Raw genomic sequence first — 19597 nt, forward strand, 5'->3', positions numbered from 1 at the left:
ACGAGACAACCGCCTAAGAGCACATGGTCCAATCTGTCCTTGGCAGCCTGATTCTGGGTTACCGCCCTTTGTGGAACCGCGCCCGCAAGCTCGCGGCGATCCAGCTTTATGTGCACAGCGAGCCTTCGGCCCTGGTCGATACCGCCCACCTGCTGCGCACGCTGCAGGAGTTGTGGTCTGCCAGTTCTCCCCCGATTCTGCTGTCCCCCCAAAGCCACCAGCTGCTGTCCAACATGCTGGAGCACGCGCCGCGTGGCGCGCCGTGGATCGAGGTGCGCGGCAACTGGCTGTCCGACTCCACCATCTATGCGCTGGTCAAGGCCGCCCACCAGCGGGGCCTGAAGCTCGTGTGGCGCGGCGAGCTGGGTCGGCTGCCCGAGCCCGACATTGCCCAGTGCTTTGACAACAGCCTGCTCACCCTGCGCCCCGAAGACGCCGTGGCGGCCCTGAAGGCGGCCCCCGCCGCACGCCCTGGCGGCACCCCCACGCAGCCCGCGCGCACCACCAGCCCGGTGCTGGCCGGGCAGATGTACGAGAACATTGCCAGCCGCGCGCTCATGGAGCATTGCCTGGACCAGCACAACGCCCTGGCACTGGCCGGCTGGCCCACCGAAGACGTGCTCTACAGCCTGCGCCACCATCCCCAGCAGCCATCGCACGCGGTGATCTTCAAGCTCATGAAGGCCATCGACGCAGAGCAGTCACTGGAAACCTTTGAAGACATCATGGGCCAGGACCCGATCCTGGCGTACCGCTTCATGGTGTACACCAACTCTGCGGCCCTGGGCCTGCGCACCGGCATCGATTCGCTGCGCCGGGGCCTGGTGATGATGGGCTACGGCTCCATCAAGCGCTGGCTGTCCGACCAGCTGCCCCATGCCAGCACCGACCCCAACATGCAGCCGGTGCGCGAGGCCATGGTGATGCGAGCCCAACTCACCGCACAGCTGCTCGACGCGGGCGTGGAGAACGATCTGCGCCGCGAGATCTACCTGTGTGGCCTGCTATCACAGATCGACGACCTGCTGGGGGAGCCGCTTGGCACCATCCTGCGCCGTCTGCCCTTGTCCGAGCGTATCTATGACGCCACGGTGCTGCGCACCGGCCCCTACACCGGTGGCCTGCAGATGGCATGCGCGCTGGAGACCGACGACGCCAGTGCCATTCGCAACCTTTGCGAGACGTTCGAGCTGGACCTGGAAGAGGTCAACCGCGCGCTGCTGCGGGTGCTGGCCGACCTGGAAGTAGAGAGAAGATAACCCCCCTGAGCCGCTGCGCGTCTTCCCCCAAGGGGGACGCCACCGGTGGCCCGGCAAAGCCGGTTCCACGGTGGCACTGGCTGGGGCCGCGCCAGTATTTGCCGACAGCGCCAGTCTGGGACATGGGCTCAAAGGCAGTGGGTCGGCTCACCGTGCCTGCTCATCGCGCACCCGCGCAAAAGTCTTCCAGAACTCCGCCTCCTGCGTGGTCGCAAAGTTGATGCGCATGAGGGTGCTGGGTTGGCGCTCTGCATGGAACAGCGCGCCCGGCGCCAGCAGGTAGCCCTCGTCGAGCATGCGCTGCGACAGCGCGTCGGTGTCCACCCCCGTCTCCACCCAGCCAAACAGGCCCACGGGCTCGGCCGCAAAGGTGCAGCCCGCGCCCAGCGCCAGCTTCACGCTGCGTGCACGCGCAGCGTCGAGCCGCGTGCGGATGCGCTCGGCGTGGCGGCGCAGTTGGCCCTGTTCGATGCACAGGGCCAGGGCTTTTTCCAGCAGCGCGGGCGTGGTCAGCGTGGCCAGCAGTTTGGTGTCCAGCAATTGCTCCACCAGCGCGGGCGGTGCGGCCATGAAACCGATGCGCCAGTTGGGCGCGAGGATCTTGGCAAAGCCGCTCACGTAGATGGTGCGCTGCAGCCCATCGAGCGCCGTGAGGCGCGTGGCGTGCTCGGGCGCGATGTGGCTGTAGGTATCGTCCTCCACCACATGGAAGTTGTACTGGTTGGCCAGCTGCAGGATGCGATGCGCGCTGCCCGGAGACAGGCAGTAGCCCGTGGGGTTGTGGAACACGCTCACGCTCACGTAAAGCTTGGGCTGGTGCACCTCGCAGTACTTCGCCATGACCTCCAGGTCTGGCCCGTCGGCACGGCGCGGCACCGGCAGGATGTGCATGCCCAAAGCAGACAAGCGCGCAAACTCCACCGCCCAGCCGGGTTCCTCCACCATCACCGGGTCGCCCGGGCGCAGCAGCGTGCGGCTCACGATGTCGAGCGCGTGCGTGGCACCCACGGTGGTGATGATGTTTTCGGGGACGGCATGCACATTCAGCGTGGCCAGCTTCTTGGACAGCACCCGGCGCAGCCCCGTGTCGCCCAGAGGCTCGCCGTACTGCAGCGAAAAATCATTCAGCGCGCGTGTGCTGGTCACCTTGCGCACAGCGGCGGGCATGAACGTGGACTCCAGCCAGGCAGGCGGAAACACGCCCATGCCGGGCTGCGGCTTGTCGCTGATCTTGTGAAACATGCCCCGAATCAGCGCCGTGGCGTTGACGGGCGGCGCACCCCGCGCAGCACCGCGCCCGGCGCCCCGCGCGGCAAACCAGTGCGCGGTGCTCCAGTTGCCCATGGCACGCTCGACTTCCTGGGCACCCAGGTCGTCGTCCTCAGCGCCCCTGTCCAGCAACCCGTTGGCCATCTCGCGCACAAAGAAGCCCCGATTTTTGCGTGCCTCCACCAGCCCCTGCGCCAGCAATTGGTCGTACGCCGCCACCACAGTGGAAGGGCTCACGCCATGCTGCTGCGCGCACTGCCGCACCGAAGGCAGGCGCGCGCCGGGCGCCAGCAGCCGGTTGCGGATGCGCTCGCCAAAACGCGCCGACAGCTGCTCGGTCAGCGACTGGGTGGTGGTTTTCATCAGCATGGAGGTGTCCTTGTGTACTGTTATCGCAGCCAATACAGATCACGAACTGCGCTGCTTAACTGTACTGGTTGTGTACTGACATCGAAGATTACATTGAAGCCCAGGCGCTGACAAGCCACCCGCCATAAAGCCCGGACCCACCTGCCCATGACCGCCCCCGAACTGACTGCCTTGCTGCTGTTCTGCACCGCGATGAGTTTTTCGCCGGGGCCCAACACCACCTTGTCCACTGCGCTGGCCGCGAACCTGGGCCTCAAGCGCGCCCTGCGCTTTTGCTTTGCAGTGCCCACAGGCTGGACGCTGCTCATGCTGGGCAGCGGCCTGGGCATGGGCGCCCTGATCACCGGAGTGCCCGCGCTGCGCTGGGCCGTAACGCTGCTGGGCGTGGCCTACATGCTCTGGCTGGCCTGGAAGCTCAGCAAGGCAGGCAAGATGACCGAGATCGACACCACGCGCCTGAACGTGACCTTCTGGCAGGGCGTGGGCCTGCAGTTCGTGAACATCAAGGCCTGGATGCTGGCGCTCACGCTCAGCGCGGGCTGGGTGGTCAACGCCGCAGGCCAGCCCTCGACCAATCCGGGCGAGCGCCTGGCCATCATCTGCGGGGTGATGATGGTGTTTGCGTTCACCAGCAACTTTGCCTACGCGCTCATCGGCTCGCTGCTGCGCCAGTGGCTGGCGCAGGGCCAGCGCCTGCTCTGGTTCAACCGCGCACTGGCCCTGGTGCTCGTTGCCACTGCCCTTTGGATGCTCGCGCTATGAACAACGCACAAGAACGCGAGGCGCTGGTCTGGGGGCTGGTGGGCGTCACCCTGTTTGCGGCCACCCTGCCGATGACCCGCCTCGCCGTGGGGCCCACCGATGCACCGCAGCTGTCGCCCTGGTTCGTCACATTCGGCCGCGCCGCCGTGGCAGGGCTGCTGTCCATCGCCTACCTGTGGCTGCAGCATGCGCGCGGGCGCCTCAACCTGCCGCAGAAAGCAGAATGGCCGCTGCTGGCCATCACGGCCTTTGGCGTGATCGTGGGATTTCCGCTGTTTCTGGCTCTGGCACTGCGCCATGTGCCCAGCACGCATGGGGCCGTGGTCACCGCCTTGCTGCCACTGTCCACCGCCTTGCTCGGCGCGCTGTGGTATAGGCAAAGGCCCTCCGCCGGATTCTGGGCCTGTGCGGTGCTGGGCAGCGGCCTGGTGCTGGGCTTCATGGTGTGGCGTGCCGGCGGCATCTACCTGGGCGCAGCCAACATCTACCTGCTCATTGCCATGACCACGGGCGCGTTCGGCTACATCGGCGGCGCCCGCCTCACGCCACGCCTGGGGGCCGAGCAGGTCATCTGCTGGGTACTGGTGTGCTCCCTGCCGCTGACCATTCCCATCGCCTGGTGGTTTGCACCGGCCGTGCCCTCGGCCATTGGCGGCATGAGCTGGCTGGGCTTCGTGTACGTAGCCCTCTTCTCGATGTGGATCGGCTTCTTCGCCTGGTACCGGGCGCTGGCACTGGGCGCCGTGCGCGTGAGCCAGATCCAGCTGATCCAGCCCTTCCTGAGCCTGCTCTTCGCCGTGCCGCTGCTTGGAGAGCGGCTGGATACCGTCACGGTGGTGTTTGCATTGGCCGTGATCGCCACCGTGTTTGTGGGCAAAAAGATGCCCGTTCACCAAGGAGCCGCCGCATGACCTCCATCGACCCGGAACAACGCCTGCAGCAGCTGGGCCTGGTATTGCCCACCGTGACCGCACCCCGTGGCAACTTCGACGCCTATGTCCTCGACGGCAACACGCTGTACCTGTCGGGCAAGGGCTCTCCCGCCCGCGAAGACATGGCCACCGTGCCCAAGGTGGGGCGCGACATCAGCGCCGCAGAAGCCAGGTACCATGCCCGCGAGGTGGGACTGCACCTGATCGCGACGATGAAGGCTGCACTGGGCGACCTCTCGCGGGTGCGCCGCGTGGTCAAGGTGCTGGGCATGGTCAACGCCACCCCCGACTTCATGCAGCACACCGAGGTCATCAACGGCTGCTCAGACCTGCTGGTCGAGGTGTTCGGCGACGCGGGGCGGCATGCGCGCTCTGCCGTGGGCGTAGGCTCCCTGCCGCGTGGCTTCGCGGTGGAGATTGAAGCGGTGGTTTCCGTGAAAGACTGACAGCCATGCAGATACACAACATCCCGTTTGCCACCACCGACTGGTCCAGCATTCCCCGCGAAGAAAAAAACGCACAGGCAGGCCAGGCCTTCTGGCGCACGCAGCAGTTCGGCGACATGCGCGTTCGCATGGTGGAGTACACGGCCGGATACGTTTCGGACCACTGGTGTGTCAAGGGCCATGTGCTGCTGTGCCTCAGCGGAGAATTGCACACCGAGCTGGCCGACGGCCGCCGTTTCACGCTGACGCCGGGCATGAGCTACCAGGTGGCGGACAACGCCGAGCCCCACCGTTCCAGCTCACCCCAAGGGGCAACCCTGTTCATCGTGGACTGACCAGGAAGATGGGAACTCCTGTGAAATACTCCGTGGAACACGCATTGCAGCAGCTACCTGACCCGGCCGGCGAGCGGTTCGTGGAACTCTTGCGCCACGGCAGCATGCGCACGGAGCTGTATGCGCCACGCGGCCACGACCCGCAGCAGCCGCACGCGCAGGACGAGTTGTATTTCATCCAGCGTGGGAGCGGAGAATTCGTGCAAGGTGAAGCCCGCCACCACTTTGCAGCCGGAGACGCCTTTTTTGTACCTGCGGGACAGCACCACCGCTTTGAAAATTTTTCTGACGACTTTGCAACATGGGTAGTCTTTTGGGGACCGCCCGGAGGAGAACGAGAGTGAAACTGAACGACCTTCCACAGACCAGCACCTGGACCCTGGCGCGCCGCGCCGAGCGCATGAACCCTTCGGTCATCCGCGAAATCCTCAAGGTCACGGAAAAGCCCGGCATCATCAGCCTGGCGGGCGGCCTGCCCTCGCCCAAGACTTTCCCGGTGTCGGCCTTTGCCGAAGCCTCGGCCGCAGTGCTGGCCAATGACGGCCCCGCCGCCCTGCAATATGCCGCCAGCGAAGGGTATGCCCCGCTGCGCCAGGCCATCGCGGACTTCCTGCCCTGGGATGTGGATGCCGACCAGGTGCTCATCACCACTGGCTCGCAGCAGGCGCTGGACCTGATCGCCAAGGTGCTGATCGACACCGACAGCCGCGTTCTGGTGGAAACACCCACCTACCTGGGCGCGCTGCAGGCCTTCACGCCCATGGAGCCTGCCGTGGTGTCCGTGGCCAGCGATGACGAAGGTGTGCTCATCGACGACCTGAAGGCCAAGGTGGGCACGGGTGCCAACAGGGCGCGCTTTTTGTACGTGCTGCCCAACTTCCAGAACCCCACGGGCCGCACCATGAGCGAAGCACGTCGCGCCGCCCTGGTGCAGGCTGCCGCTGAACTGAATCTGCCGCTGGTGGAAGACAACCCCTACGGCGACCTGTGGTTTGACAACCCGCCACCCGCCCCGCTCACCGCCCGCAACCCTGAAGGCTGCATCTACATGGGCTCGTTCTCCAAGGTGCTGGCACCCGGCCTGCGCCTGGGTTTTGTGGTGGCGCCCAAGGCGGTTTACCCCAAGCTGCTGCAGGCCAAGCAGGCCGCCGACCTGCACACGCCCGGCTACAACCAGCGCCTGGTGGCCGAGGTGATGAAGGGCAATTTCCTGGACCGCCATGTTCCCACCATCCGCGCGCTGTACAAGCAGCAGTGCGAGGCCATGCTGGCCGCGCTCGACAAGGAAATGCAGGGCCTCGGTGTGCAGTGGAACCGCCCCGATGGCGGCATGTTCCTGTGGGTGCGCCTGCCCGAAGGCATGAGTGCCGTCGAACTGCTGCCCAAGGCGGTGGAGCGCAACGTGGCCTTCGTGCCCGGCGCGGCGTTTTATGCCGACAACGCCGACCCGCGCACCCTGCGCCTGTCGTTCGTCACATCGACGGTAGAGCAGATTGCCACCGGCATTGCTGCGCTGGCAGCGGCCATCCGCGATAACAAGTGAACAACCCCCTGTGGCGCTGCGCGCCTTCCCCCTTCTCTGACATCGCTGTGCGATGCGCAAGGGGGACGCCGCCAGCGCGGCGGGGCGGCCCTTGCGCGGCGGCCGCTGGCCGGGCCACGCCGGCTTCATACATCACAGTTCGTTCAACGCACATGAAAGCTGATTCAACATGCTGAGGCTCTGGGGGCGCCTGTCGTCCATCAACGTGCGCAAGGTGGTGTGGGCTGCGCAAGAACTCGGTATCACGGTGCAGCGCACCGACGCGGGCGGCCAGTTCGGGCTGGTGCGCGAGGCCGACTATCTGCAGCGCAATCCCAATGGCCTGGTGCCGCTGATGGAAGACGACGAGACCAGCACCGTGTTGTGGGAATCCAACCCCATCGTGCGCTACTTGTGCGCGCGGCACTCTCCAGGCGAGTTGTACCCTGAAACCTTGCGTGAGCGCTTTGTGGCCGAGCAGTGGATGGACTGGCAGCAGACCACTCTGAACCCGGCCGGGCGCGATGCCTTTGTGCAGTGGATACGCACCCCAGCGGCCCAGCGGGACGACGGGCTGATTGCAGCATCCGTGGCGGCCACGGAGCCTCTGATGGGACTGCTGGATGCGCATCTGGCGCGCCAGCCCTTCATGGCGGGCGACCGGTTCACCATGGCGGACATCCCTGTGGCCTGCGAGATCCACCGCTGGTGGGGCCTGCCACAAGAACGTGTGGCGCGCCCGCACCTGGAGCGGTGGTACAACACGGTCAGTACCCGGCCCGGCGCACGCGGGGTGCTGGACCAGCCCCTGTCGTGATCCCGGAGCCCCCCATGCACCAGCGTCCCTTCAAGCAAATCGATGTGTTCAGCGATCGCCCGGGTTTTGGCAACCCGGTCGCCGTGGTGCTGGATGCCGAGGGCCTGAGCGACAGCGACATGCGCCGCTTTGCGGCGTGGACCAACCTGTCGGAAACCACCTTTCTGCTGCCCGCCACCGAGGCCGGGCGCGCCGCGGGTGCCGACTACCGCCTGCGCATCTTCAGCCCCAATGGCGAACTTCCCTTTGCGGGGCACCCCACGCTGGGCACCTGCCATGCGTGGCTGCAGGCGGGCAACACGCCACGCCAGCAGGGCATGGTGATCCAGGAGTGCGCGCTGGGTTTGGTGCGTATTGCGCAGGCCGATGGCACCCTGGCTTTCGCGGCCCCACCTCTCAAACGCAGCGCGCCCAGCCCGGCCCTGGTGCCGCTGATTGCGAGCGCGTTGGGCCTGCGCCCCCCGCAGATCCTGGGGGCACAACTGCTGGACAACGGCCCGGTGTGGCTGGGCCTGCTGCTCGACAGCGCGGACACCGTGCTGGGCCTGCGCCCGGACCACGCGCGCCTGAAAGACCTGGGCCAGGACGTGGGCGTGATCTATGTCGGCCCCACCGCCAGCGACACCGCCCAGCCCGGCGTGGTGGTGCGCGCCTTTGCCGCCCCCATGGGCAACCCCGAAGACCCGGTCACCGGCACCTTGAACGCCAGCTTGGCCGAGTGGCTGATTGCCGATGGCCTGGCGCCACGCAGCTATCTGGTCGCCCAGGGTGAATGCCTGGGCCGCGCCGGCCGCGTGCACATCCGCCAGGACGACGATCACCAGATGTGGGTGGGCGGGCGCGCAGTCACCTGCATCGAGGGCACGGTGCTGCTATGAATTTAATGGCTTCCGTGCCGCGCCCCAGCGGCTGAATTTCTCGCCTGCGGGCTCCTGACGGGGCCTACCGAATCCACACCAAAAACACCGGGCAACACACCCGGTAAGCCCCCGGCGTGCCTCCACCGTCACCTCACTGGCCGCATCACCGATTTTTCTACCAAGGACCACCATGCAACAGCGCCCCTTCCAACAAGTCGATGTTTTCACCGCCCAGGCCTACCGGGGCAACCCGCTGGCCGTGGTGCTGGATGGCACGGGCCTGTCCACCGAGACCATGCAGGAGTTCACGAACTGGACCAACCTGTCCGAAGCCACCTTCTTGTTGCCACCCACTCCCGAAGGCCGCGCCGCCGGTGCCGACTACCGCGTGCGCATCTTCTGCCCGGGGCGCGAGCTGCCTTTTGCTGGCCACCCCACGCTGGGCAGCTGCCACGCTTGGCTGAGAGCTGGCGGCAAGCCCCAGGTAGCAGGCAAGGTGGTGCAGGAATGCGGCGTGGGCCTGGTCACGCTGCGCCAGGATGGCGACCGCCTGGCTTTTGCCGCGCCTGCGTTGATCAAAAGCGGCCCGCTGGCGGAAGACGACGTGGCCTTGATTGCCAGGGGCCTGGGGGTGGACCGCAGCGACATCCTGCACCACGCCTGGTGCGACAACGGCCCCAACTGGCGCGGGGTGATGCTGCGCTCGGCTGAGCAGGTGCTGGCGCTCAAGCCCGAGGCCAGCATCCTCGGCCAACTCGATGTGGGCGTGGTGGGACCGCGCGGAAAAGTGGGTGTCATCGGCAGCACGGACGCAGAAGGCATCGCCTTCGAGGTGCGCGCTTTTTTCCCCGGCAACAACGGCCTGGCCGAAGACCCCGTCACCGGAAGCCTGAATGCCGCGCTGGCGCAGTGGCTCATCGGCGCCGGGCTGGCCCCCACGCAGTATGTGGCCGCCCAAGGCACCTGCCTGGGGCGCGCCGGGCGGGTGTACGTGCAGCAGGACGGCGACACCATCTGGGTGGGCGGCAGCTCGGTCACCTGCGTGTCGGGTGAGGTGCTGCTGTGACCACGGCCATCCCCCAGCACCCACCCTGCGTGGACCACCTGGTTGTGTTGGCTACGGACCTCGCCAGCGGCGTGGCGTGGTGCGAGCGCACGCTGGGCATCACCCCCACGGCGGGCGGTGAACACCCGCTGATGGGCACACACAACCGCATCATCAACGTCTCCAGCCCGGCGCATTCGCGCGTCTATCTGGAGATCATTGCTATCAACACAGGAGCATCTCCCGCAATACCAGCGGTCGCAAGGCGCTGGTTTGACATGGATGATGCGGCTCTGCAGCAGCAGGTGGCAGCGCACGGCCCGCAGCTCATCCACTGGGTGGCCTCCGTGCCCGACGTGGCCGAGCGGTGTGCCGCGCTGGGGGCGCTCGACATCGAGCGCGGCGCCATCGTCACCGCCAGCCGGCCCACGCCAAACGGCCTGCTGCAATGGCAGATCACCGTGCGCGACGATGGCCTGCGCCTCATGGACGGCTGCCTGCCCACCCTCATCCAGTGGGGCGCGGTGCACCCGTGCGACAACCTGCCCGGCAGCGGCGTGCAACTGCAGCGGCTAACGCTGCAGCATCCGCAGGCCGCCACGCTGCAGGCCGCGTGCGAAGCGGTGGGGGTAGCAAACTGCGTCGCCATCACACCCGGCGACACGCCCCGGCTCACCGCGCAGCTCAGCACGCCACGGGGTCCGGTCACCCTCTCGTCGTTCACCCCTCAGGAGTAACCGCCATGCTTTTCTCTGTACAGGAACTGCTGCTCTTCACACTCGCCGCCCTCGTGCTGGTGCTCACGCCGGGCCCCAACATGGTGTATTGCGTTTCGCGCAGCCTCACCCAGGGGCCGCGCGCCGGGCTTGTCTCGCTGACCGGAGTGGTGCTGGGTTTTGTCGTGCACCTGCTGGCAGCGGCGCTGGGCCTCACAGCGCTGCTCGCCGCCGTGCCACTGGCGTTTGACGCCATCCGCTACGCCGGTGCCGCCTACCTGCTGTGGATGGCCTGGCAGGCCGTCAAACCCGGCGGCGCTGCTCCCTTCGAGGCGCGCAACCTGCCGCACGACAGCCCGCGCACGCTGTTCCTGATGGGCTTCATGACCAACCTCCTGAACCCCAAGGTGGCCATGTTCTACCTGTCGTTCTTCCCCCAGTTCCTGCACCCCGAGCGCGGCCAGCTGCTGCAACAAAGCCTGACGCTGGGCGCGGTGCAGATCAGCACCAGTGCCGCCGTGAACGCACTGCTGGTGCTGGGTGCAGCCCGCGTGGCGCTGCTCCTCAACCGCAATGCTGCATGGATGCGCGCCCAGCGCTATTTCATGGGCACCGTCCTGGGTCTGCTGGCCCTCAAACTGTTGACTGAAAAGAAAGCCGCCGCATGAACACCCGCCTCGACCCCACCGCCCTGCTGCCCACCCTGGCCGACATCGAAGCCGCTGCCGAGGTGGTGTACCGCGACTTCGCCGCCACGCCCCAGTACCGCTGGGGCCTGCTCAGCCAGCGCCTGGGCACCGACTGCTGGCTCAAGCACGAGAACCACACGCCGGTGGGCGCCTTCAAGATCCGCGGCGGGCTGACCTACTTTGACCAGCTCGCACAACGCGGCTCGCTGCCTATGGAAGTGATCAGCGCCACACGCGGCAACCACGGCCAGAGCATGGGCTGGGCCGCGCGCCGCCACGGCGTGGCCTGCACCATCGTCGTGCCACGCGGCAATTCGGTCGAGAAAAACGCTGCCATGCGCGCACTGGGCGTCACGCTCATCGAACACGGCGACGACTTTCAGGAAGCGCGCGAACACGCCATCCAGCTCGCGGCCCAGCGCGGCGCCCACATGGTGCCCAGCTTCCACCCCGACCTGCTGCGCGGCGTGAGCACGTATTGGTGGGAGTTCTTGCGCGCCGTGCCTCAGCTCGACGTGGTGTATGTGCCCATCGGCCAAGGCTCGGGTGCGTGCTCGGCCATCGCGGCCAAGCTGGCCCTGCAGCACTCGGTGCGCGTGGTCGGCGTTGTGAGCAGCCACGCCACCACGTACGCCGATTCGCTGGCCGCCGGCCGCGTGGTCGAGGCGCCCGTCACCACCCAGCTCGCCGACGGCATGGCCTGCCGCGTGGCCGACCCCGAAGCCCTGGCCGTGATGGCCCCGCACATCGACCATATCGTGCAGGTAAGCGATACCGAAGTGGCCGCCGCCATGCGCGCCTTGTTCACTGACACGCACAACGTGGCCGAGGGTGCAGGCGCTGCGGCGCTGGCGGCAGCGCTGCAGGAACGCGACCAGCTCCAGGGCTTGCATGTGGGCCTGGCGTTGACAGGCGGCAACGTGGACGCGCCGATGTTCAGCAGCGTTCTGGCAGGCTGATCCCGTTGCACACACAAGCTACCATGCTATTCATTCAGTAGCATTGGTCGCTTGTGTGACAAGCGCCAGGGCCCTGTTCTGGCCACAATCCGCCGCATGGGAACCCTCTACCTCGTGCGCCACGGCCAGGCCTCGTTTGGCGCAGATGACTATGACGTGCTCAGCGCGCGCGGGCGCGAACAGGCCGTGCGCCTGGGCGAATACTGGCGAGCGCGGGGGATGGCGTTCGACGCCGTCATCACCGGCACGCTGCGCCGCCACACGCAAACGCTGCAAGGCATTGCCGAAGGCTTGCAGGCCATGCCCCAAGTGCTTCAATTGCCGGGCCTCAACGAATACGACAGCCACGCACTCATCGCGGCCATCCACCCCCAGCCGCTGGGCAAAGCCGATACGCCCGAGCTGTACCGCGCGCACTTTCGCATCCTGTGCGACGCGCTGGCGCAGTGGATGGCGGGCGTCATCAGCCCGCAGGGCATGCCGACGTGGAACGAATTTTCTGCTGGCGTGCGCGCTGCGCTCGACCATGTGCGCCACCACCACGCGGGCCACAACGTGCTGCTGGTAAGCAGTGGCGGCCCCATTTCCACGGCCGTGGGAGAGGTGCTGGGCACCGCACCCGAGGTGACCATTGCGCTGAACATGCGCATCCGCAACAGCGCGGTGACGGAGTTCTCGATCTCGCCAAAGCGGTTGATGCTGCAGACGTTCAACACGCTGCCGCACCTGAACGAGCTGGAGCATGCGGGATGGGTGACGCATGCTTGACGCCTGAGGTCGGAATTTTGGGTATTTTTGGCTTCTAGCGCCTATTGGACAAGCGCCAAAAGCTATGCAATTTATAGCAAACTGACATTCCTGGCCCCCACTGCGCCCGGCAGCAGCACCGCGACTCCAGGCCGCTCCCACACCGGAATCCGTGTTGGGTAACCTTACCGCCCCTCTACAAATCCAGCGCCAGAAACCGGGTTCCCGGCACCGGGTTGAAGCTCACGGGCTCAGCCGAGACAAAGCCCAAGGATTCATAGAGCCTTTGGGCCGCAACAAATTCGGGAAGCACGTCCAGGCACATGCGCCGGTAGCCGGCCTCTCTCGCGACGCGCAGCATCTCCTCGACCAGCTTCCGCCCCAGATCCATCCCCCGGGCCACAGGCCGCACATACACGCGCTTCAACTCGCAGGTGCCATCCTCCACACGGCGCAGGGCCGCACAGCCCACCACACGGCCCTCGACGACGGCCAGCAGAACACCGCCATCGGACTCCGCGTACTTACCAGGCAGCTCCGCGAACTCCTGCTCATAGTCCTGAAAATCGAGATTGGCGGTCGGACTCTGGACGTACTCGCGAAAGATCGCGGTGACTGCGGGGAGATCGTCGGGGAAGATGGCGCGCCGGATCGTGGTCATGCGGGGACGGACGGGAGGGGTTGCGCAAATGCGCTCATTCGGTCTCGGGGCGCACAGTCTGCAACGGCAGGTGCACAAGCTCCTGCAGCAGCGCCACCAATTGCCCTGCCGCAGCGTCCACCACCGCCTGCCCTTTGTCGGCCGTGGCTCCAGCCGCATTGCCCACTGCACCGGCTGGGTGGTAGTCCTGCATCTGCCAGCCCAGCTTGGCGCTTTTGCCGTTGCCCAGAATGGCGTAGCGCTCCGACCGGTCCTGCGACGTGGAGCGGAAATCCCGCGCATGCTCCATGTGCACCGTGCCGGGTGCCAAGTGCAGCATCATCGAGGTCTCGATCTCGCCCGCGTGGATGCCAAAGCGGTGCTCCTGGGCGCTGAACTGGCCTGCCACCACCTCGGGCAGCGGCAGGCTGAACCAGCTGGCGCTGTAGACGATCAGGTCGCAGCGCGTGCGCAGCTCGCGCGCCACGATGTCCATCACGCTGACCTGGCCACCGTGGCCGTTGAACAGCAGCAGCTTCTTGATGCCCGCACGGGCCACACATTCACCGATCTCGGTCCACAGCGCAATCACCGTGGCGGGAGACAGCGTGAGCGTGCCCGGAAAGCGGATGTGCTCCGGGCTCAGGCCCACGTTCTGCGGGGGCAAGAACAGCGCGGGCAGGTCGGCGGGCAGTTGCGGCAATGCAGCGTCGATCACGCCCTGCAGTAGCGTGGCGTCCACCGACAGCGGCAGGTGCGGGCCATGCTGCTCGACGGCGGCCACGGGCAACACCGCTACGACCTGATCGGCCTGGCCGCTGTGCTGCAGCGCGGCAAAGTCGCGGGTGGACAGGTCGGCCCAAAAGTGCGAGGGCAAGGAGAGTGGTGCAGATTGGGGCGCGGCGGCAGCGGTCATGCCGCGATGTTAGGGCCTGTTCCGGGGCGCGTCACTTCAGCGCCATCTTGCCCAGCCACACCAGCAGGTGTGCCACGCCCATCACCAGCAGAGCGGTGGATGCCAGACCACTGGCCCAGCTGCCCAGGCCACGGCGGCGCTGCCAGGCGCGTACCACCAGAGCCACCACCCAGCCCACCGCTGCCAGCCCGGCCCACAGCATCCACAACAGCCCCACGCCCAGGCAGCCAAAGCTCTCGCAGTACAGCGAGAAGGTGTAGTAGGACAGGCCCCCCAATGCCACGCAAAGCCCCAGCAACAGCACGTCCAGCGTGCGCGTGACCCACACCGCCCTGCGCGAAAGCGGGGCCGAAGAAGACGACTGTGGCGATGAGGGCAAGGGCGTGTTCATGAAAAACCGAAGGTGAAGCGGCGCGGGATGATGCGTGGCAGAAACCCCTGCAGCCCAGCATAGCGCCCGCCTCACCGCCGCGCGCCGCCGCCCATCCCGCTACCATCACCGCATGACCCAAGACCTCTTCCGCCAAGACGCCTACCTGCGCGAATGCAGCGCCCACATCACCGCCGTCACCGATACCGGCATCGTGCTGGACCAGACCGTGTTCTACCCCCTGGGCGGCGGCCAGGCCGGTGACAGCGGCGTGCTGGTGCTGGCCGACGGCACAGAGATCGCCATCACCGACACCCGCAAGGGCAAGGACGCCGAAGGCAACCCCACCAGCGACATCGTGCACATCCCCGCCCCCGGGCAGGAAGACCGCGTGGCGCAGCTGGCCCAACAGGGACCGGGCACCGCCGTCACGGCCCGCATCGACTGGGAGCGCCGCCACCGCATGATGCGGCTGCACACCACCAGCCACCTGCTGTGCCATGTGGTGCCGCAGCTGGTCAACGGCTGCTCCATCACGCCCGACTACGCTCGGCTGGACTTTGCGATGACCGACCCGCTGGACAAGGAGCAGCTGACCGCCGCCATCGCCACCCTGGTGGCCGCTGCGCACCCGCTCACCGTGGCCTCGATCAGCGACGAAGAACTGGACGCCAACCCCGCGCTGGTCAAAAGCATGAGCGTGCAGCCCCCGCGCGGCACCGGGCGCATCCGCACCATCCGCATCGGTGGCGAAGACAACGCGCCGCTGATCGACCTGCAGCCCTGTGGTGGCACGCATGTGGCCAACACGTCAGAGATCGGCGCCATCGTGGTGACCAAAATCGAGAAAAAGAGCGCAACGACTCGACGGGTGGTACTGGGCTTTGCTCAGTGAGCGCAGCGACGAGCACGCTCCTCAAATGTCAACAATCTTGAGCCGCCGCAGCCCCCGGTTGCAATGGCTTACCCCGCCAGACCCACAACGGGGACAATAGCGGCCCGCGCGCGCGGCCTTTTTTGGACTTCTTGCACCCGGCTTCCTGGGGCTGCGGCGCTCACTTTTGCCTGCCGCCATGCCGATCTCCCTGCGCTCCGTTTCGTCTGCCTCCCTGCGCCAGCACCGCTGGTTCCGCCCTGTCGTTCGCGCGCTGGCGGGTTTGATCGTCCTGTGGCTGGTCACCTGGCTGGCCATTCCGCCGCTGGTCAAGGGGCCGCTGGAGCGCATTGCGTCCGAACAACTGGGCCGCACCGTCACCGTGGGGGGCATCGACTTTGAGCCCTGGAGCCTGGAATTCGCGCTGCGTGACGTGGCCGTGGCGGGAGCCAACGGCGCGCCCCCACAGCTGACCATTGGCCGCGTCTATGCCGATGGCGAGTTGCAGTCGCTGCTGCGCCTGGCGCCCGTGGTGGACGCCTTCACCATCGAAAACCCGGTGCTGCGCATCACCCACCTGGGCGACGGCCGCTATGACGTGGACGACATCATCGCCAAGGTCACCGCGCCCACCAGCGAACCCGAGCCCGACAAAGGCCCCGCACGGGTGGCGCTGTACAACCTGGCACTGACGGGTGGCAGCATCGACTTCTCGGACACCGCCGTGGATAAAACCCACGAGGTGCGCGACCTGGCCCTCAAGGTGCCTTTCATCAGCACCCTGCCGTCGCAACGCGAGGTGAAGGTCGAGCCCCACCTGGCGTTCACGCTCAATGGCAGCCGGTTTGACTCGTCCGCCCAGGGCACGCCGTTTGCGCAGACCGGCCAGGCTGACGCGCAGATTCGGCTGGACGGGCTGGACCTCGCGCCCTACTTGGGCTATTTGCCAGCCAACCTGCCCGTCAAGGTGTTGGGCGCCACGCTGGATGCGGATGTGAAGGTGGCCTTTGAGCAGCACCCGCGCATGGCCGTGAAGCTGACCGGCACCGTGCAAGCCAGCGGCGTACGCATCGCAGACCGCCAGGGCGCCGACCTTCTGAGCTATGAGCGCCTGAAAGTCGACATGGCCGATGTGCGCCCGCTGGACCAGGTGGTGCGACTGCAGCATGTGGAGCTGACCGCGCCCGTGGTCACCGCCACGCGCGATGCAGCAGGCCAGATCAACCTGGCGCAACTGGCACCGCCTGCACCGCCGCCATCGGCGGTCAAGGGCAAGACCCCCGCACCTGCGGCACCTGCATCTGCTGAACCGGCGTCTTCGCCACTGGCCAGCGCCAGCGCAGCATCGGCCTCTGCCTCGCCCGCTTCCTCCAGCAAAGCCAAGGCCAAGGCCGCACCCGCCTGGGTCGTGGAAGTCGCCACCGCCGCAGTGCGCGGCGGCACCCTGCGCTGGGCCGACCAAACCACGCGCCCCGCAGCGGCCCTGCAGGCCACACAGGTCACGCTGGATGCGGCCGACGTCGCCGTCCCCTTCGCCAAACCCTTTACCTTCAAGGGCGGGCTCAACCTGCAGGGCAGCACACTCAGCTTCACCGGCGAAGCCACGGACCAGAAGGCCCAGGTCAACGCCACCCTGAACGCCCTGGCGCTGCAGCTGGCTGCGCCCTACCTGGCCCAGGCGCTGGAGCCTACGGTGACCGGCCAGCTCAGCGGAGATGTGGGTGTGCTGTGGCAAGCGCCCACGCCACAGGCCGCGCAGGCAGGCGCCACCGGCGTCACCCTCAAGGCAGGCCCCCTGGCGCTGGAGCAACTGGCCGTCAAGCAGGGCAAGACCACCTTGGCCAGCCTGGGCAAGCTCGACATAGCGGACGCCGAAGTGCCCCTGGACGCGCGCAGCGCCACGCTGGAGCGCCTGGCCATCAGCCAGCCACAACTGGCGGTGGAACGGGGCGCGGACGGGCGCTGGATGTTCGAGCGCTGGCTGAAGGCGGCGCCAGGCGGCACCACGGCCCCGGCGACAACGGCTGACGCAGCCCCCGCCAGCACCAGCACACCCTGGAAGCTGCGCGTGGCCGATTTCTCGCTGCAGGGCGGCACCGTCTCGCTGGCCGACAACGCTCAGCCGCGCCCCGTGGCGCTGGACGTGACGGCCCTGGGCATCACCGCCCGCAACCTGGCCAGCGACGGCAGCAAGCCCGAAGCCTTCACGCTCACCGCCCGCGCCGCCGCACCGGGCAAGGGCAGCAAGGCCGCGCCGGGCAAGCTCGACTACCAGGGCACGCTGGCCCTGCAGCCGCTGGCCACCCAGGGCAAGCTCGACGCCACCCGCCTGCCGCTGCACGCACTGGACGGCTACCTGGCCAGCCAACTGTCGGTAGAACTGCTGCGCGCCGATGTGGGCTACCGGGGCCAGGTGGCCATGGCGCAGACTGACAAAGGAGTCAGCCTGCGTCTGAGCGGTGATGCCGTGGTGGAAGACCTGCAGGCCAACAGCACCGCCGCCTTCACCCCCAAGACCGAGGCCCAGGTGGGTGAGGAACTGCTGGCCTGGAAGAGCCTGAACCTGCGCGGCCTGGCCGTGGCCACCGCCCCCGGCACCGCGCCGCGCGTGGAGGTCAAAGAAACCAGCCTGGTGGACTTTTTTGCCCGGGTCACCATCAACGAGGCCGGCCGCATCAACCTGAGCGACATTGCCAAGACCCCGGCCGAGGCACGTGCGGCCAATGCGGCCAGCGCTGCGGCCAGCACGGCCGCCCCCACGGCATCGGCCCCCGCCTCAGCCGCATCGGCAACGCCCACCGCCCCTGCCCAGGCTGCGGTGGCCCAGGCCGACCCGCTGGCCCCTGTGGTGGTCTTTGGCCCCGTGAGCCTGGTCAACGGCAAGGTGCTGTTCTCGGACTTTTTCATCAAGCCCAACTACTCGGCCGACCTGTCGGAGCTGACTGGCAAGCTCAGCGCGTTCTCGTCCGAAGCCTCGGGTGGCGAGCCCGTGCTGGCCGACCTGGAGCTGCGCGGCCGCGCCGAGGGCTCGGCGTCGCTCGAAGTGACCGGCAAACTCAACCCGCTGGCCAAACCGCTGGCCCTCGACATCGTGGGCAGGGTGCGCGACCTGGAGCTGCCCCCGCTCACGCCCTATTCCGTCAAATACGCGGGCCATGGCATCGAGCGCGGCAAGCTCAGCGTGGACGTGAACTACAAGGTGCTGCCCAATGGCCAGCTCACCGCCAGCAACCGGCTGGTGCTCAACCAGCTGACCTTTGGCGAGCCCGTGGAGGGCGCGCCCAACAGCCTGCCCGTGAAGCTGGCCGTGGCCCTGCTGGCCGACCGCCAGGGCGTGATCGACCTGGACCTGCCCATCAGCGGCTCGCTCAACGACCCGCAGTTCCGCATTGGCCCGGTGATCTTCAAGATCATCGTCAATCTCATCGGCAAGGCGCTGACCTCGCCGTTCAGCCTGCTGGCCAGCGCCTTCGGCGGTGGCGACGAGATGAGCCACGTGCCCTTTGCCCCCGGCAGCGCCACGCTCACGGCCGAGGCGCAGCAGAACCTGGACAAGGTGGCCAAGGCCCTGGCCGACCGCCCCGCGCTCAAGATCACTGTGACCGGCACGGCCAGCCTGCAGGACGAGCGCGAAGGCCTGCGGCGCGAGAGCCTGCAACAACGGGTGCTGGCCGAAAAACGCCGCGCCAACCCGGGCGATACCGCCCCCGTATCGGCCGCCGAATACCCCGCCCTGCTCAAGGAGGTGTACCGCCGCGCCGACATCCCCAAGCCGCGCAACCTGGTCGGCCTGGCCAAGGAGCTCACGGTGCCCGAGATGGAAGCCCTGCTGCTGGCCAACCAGGCCGCCACCGAGGCCATGGCCGCCGAACTGGCCACGCAGCGCGGCCAGGCGATCCGCGCCTATCTGGTGGCGCAGAAGCTGCCAGTAGAGCGGTTGTTCGTAGCGGCCCCCAAGGCTGGCAAACAGCCCGAAAAGTGGACCCCGCGTGCGGATTTGAGCCTGGCGACACAATAGGCGCCTGGCTGGCGGAAGGTTCCGGGGAATCCCCCTCCGCCAGTCTGATCGC

20 protein-coding genes are annotated in these 19597 nt (G+C 67.3%); 16 read left to right on the top strand and 4 right to left on the bottom strand.

Translation table 11 applies throughout. The features are described from left to right. Positions 1-23 precede the first annotated feature (23 nt). A complete protein-coding gene (locus LPA35_RS22045; RefSeq protein WP_121421308.1) occupies positions 24-1259 on the top strand; it encodes an HDOD domain-containing protein in 1236 nt (411 codons plus the stop codon). Positions 1260-1406: 147 nt separating this feature from the next. Here LPA35_RS22045 and LPA35_RS22050 read toward each other — a convergent pair whose 3' ends face one another. Continuing rightward, positions 1407-2897, bottom strand: coding sequence for a PLP-dependent aminotransferase family protein (locus LPA35_RS22050; protein WP_228898972.1), 1491 nt, complete (start codon positions 2895-2897; stop codon positions 1407-1409). A gap of 147 nt (positions 2898-3044) precedes the next feature. On the opposite strand from LPA35_RS22050, the gene LPA35_RS22055 reads away from it, so the two are divergent. The 13 genes from LPA35_RS22055 (at position 3045) to LPA35_RS22115 (ending at position 12748) form a co-directional block, all read left to right on the top strand. Then, a complete protein-coding gene (locus LPA35_RS22055) occupies positions 3045-3659 on the top strand; it encodes a LysE family translocator (protein WP_228898974.1) in 615 nt (204 codons plus the stop codon). Further along, complete coding sequence (locus LPA35_RS22060) at positions 3656-4570, top strand: DMT family transporter (RefSeq protein ID WP_228898976.1); 915 nt, start codon at positions 3656-3658, stop codon at positions 4568-4570. The genes LPA35_RS22055 and LPA35_RS22060 overlap by 4 nt, the downstream gene beginning before the upstream one ends. After that, positions 4567-5037, top strand: coding sequence for a RidA family protein (locus LPA35_RS22065; protein ID WP_228898978.1), 471 nt, complete (start codon positions 4567-4569; stop codon positions 5035-5037). The genes LPA35_RS22060 and LPA35_RS22065 overlap by 4 nt, the downstream gene beginning before the upstream one ends. 5 nt (positions 5038-5042) lie before the next feature. Further along, the gene (locus LPA35_RS22070; protein ID WP_228898980.1) at positions 5043-5372 is read left to right on the top strand and encodes a DHCW motif cupin fold protein; all 330 of its coding nucleotides are present in this window, start codon (positions 5043-5045) and stop codon (positions 5370-5372) included. A gap of 20 nt (positions 5373-5392) precedes the next feature. After that, positions 5393-5716: a cupin domain-containing protein gene (locus LPA35_RS22075; RefSeq protein WP_228898981.1), complete on the top strand. Its 324-nt coding sequence runs from the start codon at positions 5393-5395 to the stop codon at positions 5714-5716. Beyond that, positions 5713-6915 (top strand): PLP-dependent aminotransferase family protein, encoded by a 1203-nt coding sequence (locus LPA35_RS22080; RefSeq protein ID WP_228898982.1) that lies wholly within the window; start codon positions 5713-5715, stop codon positions 6913-6915. Before LPA35_RS22075 ends, LPA35_RS22080 begins: the two co-directional genes overlap by 4 nt. Positions 6916-7084: 169 nt before the next feature. Further along, entirely contained in the window at positions 7085-7711 is a 627-nt protein-coding gene (locus tag LPA35_RS22085) for a glutathione S-transferase (protein ID WP_055398324.1), read from the top strand. 14 nt (positions 7712-7725) lie between these two features. Continuing rightward, positions 7726-8589 carry a PhzF family phenazine biosynthesis protein gene (locus LPA35_RS22090; protein ID WP_228898983.1) on the top strand — a complete coding sequence of 288 codons (864 nt, stop codon included), beginning with the start codon at positions 7726-7728 and terminating at the stop codon, positions 8587-8589. A gap of 172 nt (positions 8590-8761) precedes the next feature. Continuing rightward, a complete protein-coding gene (locus tag LPA35_RS22095; protein WP_228898984.1) occupies positions 8762-9637 on the top strand; it encodes a PhzF family phenazine biosynthesis protein in 876 nt (291 codons plus the stop codon). Positions 9638-9666: 29 nt separating this feature from the next. Next, the gene (locus LPA35_RS22100; protein ID WP_228898985.1) at positions 9667-10353 is read left to right on the top strand and encodes a VOC family protein; all 687 of its coding nucleotides are present in this window, start codon (positions 9667-9669) and stop codon (positions 10351-10353) included. Positions 10354-10358: 5 nt separating this feature from the next. Then, a complete protein-coding gene (locus tag LPA35_RS22105; protein ID WP_228898986.1) occupies positions 10359-11000 on the top strand; it encodes a LysE family translocator in 642 nt (213 codons plus the stop codon). Beyond that, positions 10997-11980, top strand: a complete 984-nt coding sequence (locus tag LPA35_RS22110) for a threonine dehydratase (RefSeq protein WP_121508428.1) — start codon at positions 10997-10999, stop codon at positions 11978-11980. The genes LPA35_RS22105 and LPA35_RS22110 overlap by 4 nt, the downstream gene beginning before the upstream one ends. Positions 11981-12076: 96 nt before the next feature. Then, the gene (locus tag LPA35_RS22115) at positions 12077-12748 is read left to right on the top strand and encodes a histidine phosphatase family protein (RefSeq protein WP_228898987.1); all 672 of its coding nucleotides are present in this window, start codon (positions 12077-12079) and stop codon (positions 12746-12748) included. A 175-nt stretch (positions 12749-12923) separates the two neighbouring features. Here the strand turns inward: LPA35_RS22115 and LPA35_RS22120 are convergent, their stop codons facing one another. Genes LPA35_RS22120 through LPA35_RS22130 form a run of 3 tightly spaced genes read right to left on the bottom strand, consistent with a single transcriptional unit; the run spans position 12924 to position 14674 of the window. Then, positions 12924-13388, bottom strand: coding sequence for a GNAT family N-acetyltransferase (locus LPA35_RS22120; protein ID WP_228898988.1), 465 nt, complete (start codon positions 13386-13388; stop codon positions 12924-12926). A 34-nt stretch (positions 13389-13422) separates the two neighbouring features. Then, the gene (locus LPA35_RS22125; protein ID WP_228898989.1) at positions 13423-14283 is read right to left on the bottom strand and encodes a creatininase family protein; all 861 of its coding nucleotides are present in this window, start codon (positions 14281-14283) and stop codon (positions 13423-13425) included. 31 nt (positions 14284-14314) lie between these two features. Continuing rightward, positions 14315-14674 carry a hypothetical protein gene (locus LPA35_RS22130; RefSeq protein WP_228898995.1) on the bottom strand — a complete coding sequence of 120 codons (360 nt, stop codon included), beginning with the start codon at positions 14672-14674 and terminating at the stop codon, positions 14315-14317. Positions 14675-14786: 112 nt separating this feature from the next. Here LPA35_RS22130 and LPA35_RS22135 point away from each other — a divergent pair, with 112 nt between their 5' ends. Together LPA35_RS22135 and LPA35_RS22140 are read left to right on the top strand one after the other, a co-directional pair. Further along, positions 14787-15548: an alanyl-tRNA editing protein gene (locus LPA35_RS22135; RefSeq protein ID WP_055398334.1), complete on the top strand. Its 762-nt coding sequence runs from the start codon at positions 14787-14789 to the stop codon at positions 15546-15548. Positions 15549-15726: 178 nt separating this feature from the next. Beyond that, positions 15727-19545: a DUF748 domain-containing protein gene (locus LPA35_RS22140; RefSeq protein ID WP_228899003.1), complete on the top strand. Its 3819-nt coding sequence runs from the start codon at positions 15727-15729 to the stop codon at positions 19543-19545. Positions 19546-19597: the final 52 nt, after the last annotated feature.

This window comes from Acidovorax sp. Leaf73, from assembly GCF_916855635.1.
GTDB classification, from domain to species: domain Bacteria; phylum Pseudomonadota; class Gammaproteobacteria; order Burkholderiales; family Burkholderiaceae_C; genus Acidovorax; species Acidovorax facilis.

Coding starts and splice junctions, on each gene's coding strand:
- LPA35_RS22095 (WP_228898984.1), top strand. CDS start 8,762: ATGCAACAGCGCCCCTTCCAACAAGTCGATGTTTTCACCGCCCAGGCC.
- LPA35_RS22105 (WP_228898986.1), top strand. CDS start 10,359: ATGCTTTTCTCTGTACAGGAACTGCTGCTCTTCACACTCGCCGCCCTC.
- LPA35_RS22135 (WP_055398334.1), top strand. CDS start 14,787: ATGACCCAAGACCTCTTCCGCCAAGACGCCTACCTGCGCGAATGCAGC.
- LPA35_RS22045 (WP_121421308.1), top strand. CDS start 24: ATGGTCCAATCTGTCCTTGGCAGCCTGATTCTGGGTTACCGCCCTTTG.
- LPA35_RS22115 (WP_228898987.1), top strand. CDS start 12,077: ATGGGAACCCTCTACCTCGTGCGCCACGGCCAGGCCTCGTTTGGCGCA.
- LPA35_RS22120 (WP_228898988.1), bottom strand. CDS start 13,388: ATGACCACGATCCGGCGCGCCATCTTCCCCGACGATCTCCCCGCAGTC.
- LPA35_RS22140 (WP_228899003.1), top strand. CDS start 15,727: ATGCCGATCTCCCTGCGCTCCGTTTCGTCTGCCTCCCTGCGCCAGCAC.
- LPA35_RS22130 (WP_228898995.1), bottom strand. CDS start 14,674: ATGAACACGCCCTTGCCCTCATCGCCACAGTCGTCTTCTTCGGCCCCG.
- LPA35_RS22085 (WP_055398324.1), top strand. CDS start 7,085: ATGCTGAGGCTCTGGGGGCGCCTGTCGTCCATCAACGTGCGCAAGGTG.
- LPA35_RS22050 (WP_228898972.1), bottom strand. CDS start 2,897: ATGCTGATGAAAACCACCACCCAGTCGCTGACCGAGCAGCTGTCGGCG.
- LPA35_RS22110 (WP_121508428.1), top strand. CDS start 10,997: ATGAACACCCGCCTCGACCCCACCGCCCTGCTGCCCACCCTGGCCGAC.
- LPA35_RS22060 (WP_228898976.1), top strand. CDS start 3,656: ATGAACAACGCACAAGAACGCGAGGCGCTGGTCTGGGGGCTGGTGGGC.
- LPA35_RS22070 (WP_228898980.1), top strand. CDS start 5,043: ATGCAGATACACAACATCCCGTTTGCCACCACCGACTGGTCCAGCATT.
- LPA35_RS22065 (WP_228898978.1), top strand. CDS start 4,567: ATGACCTCCATCGACCCGGAACAACGCCTGCAGCAGCTGGGCCTGGTA.
- LPA35_RS22090 (WP_228898983.1), top strand. CDS start 7,726: ATGCACCAGCGTCCCTTCAAGCAAATCGATGTGTTCAGCGATCGCCCG.
- LPA35_RS22125 (WP_228898989.1), bottom strand. CDS start 14,283: ATGACCGCTGCCGCCGCGCCCCAATCTGCACCACTCTCCTTGCCCTCG.
- LPA35_RS22055 (WP_228898974.1), top strand. CDS start 3,045: ATGACCGCCCCCGAACTGACTGCCTTGCTGCTGTTCTGCACCGCGATG.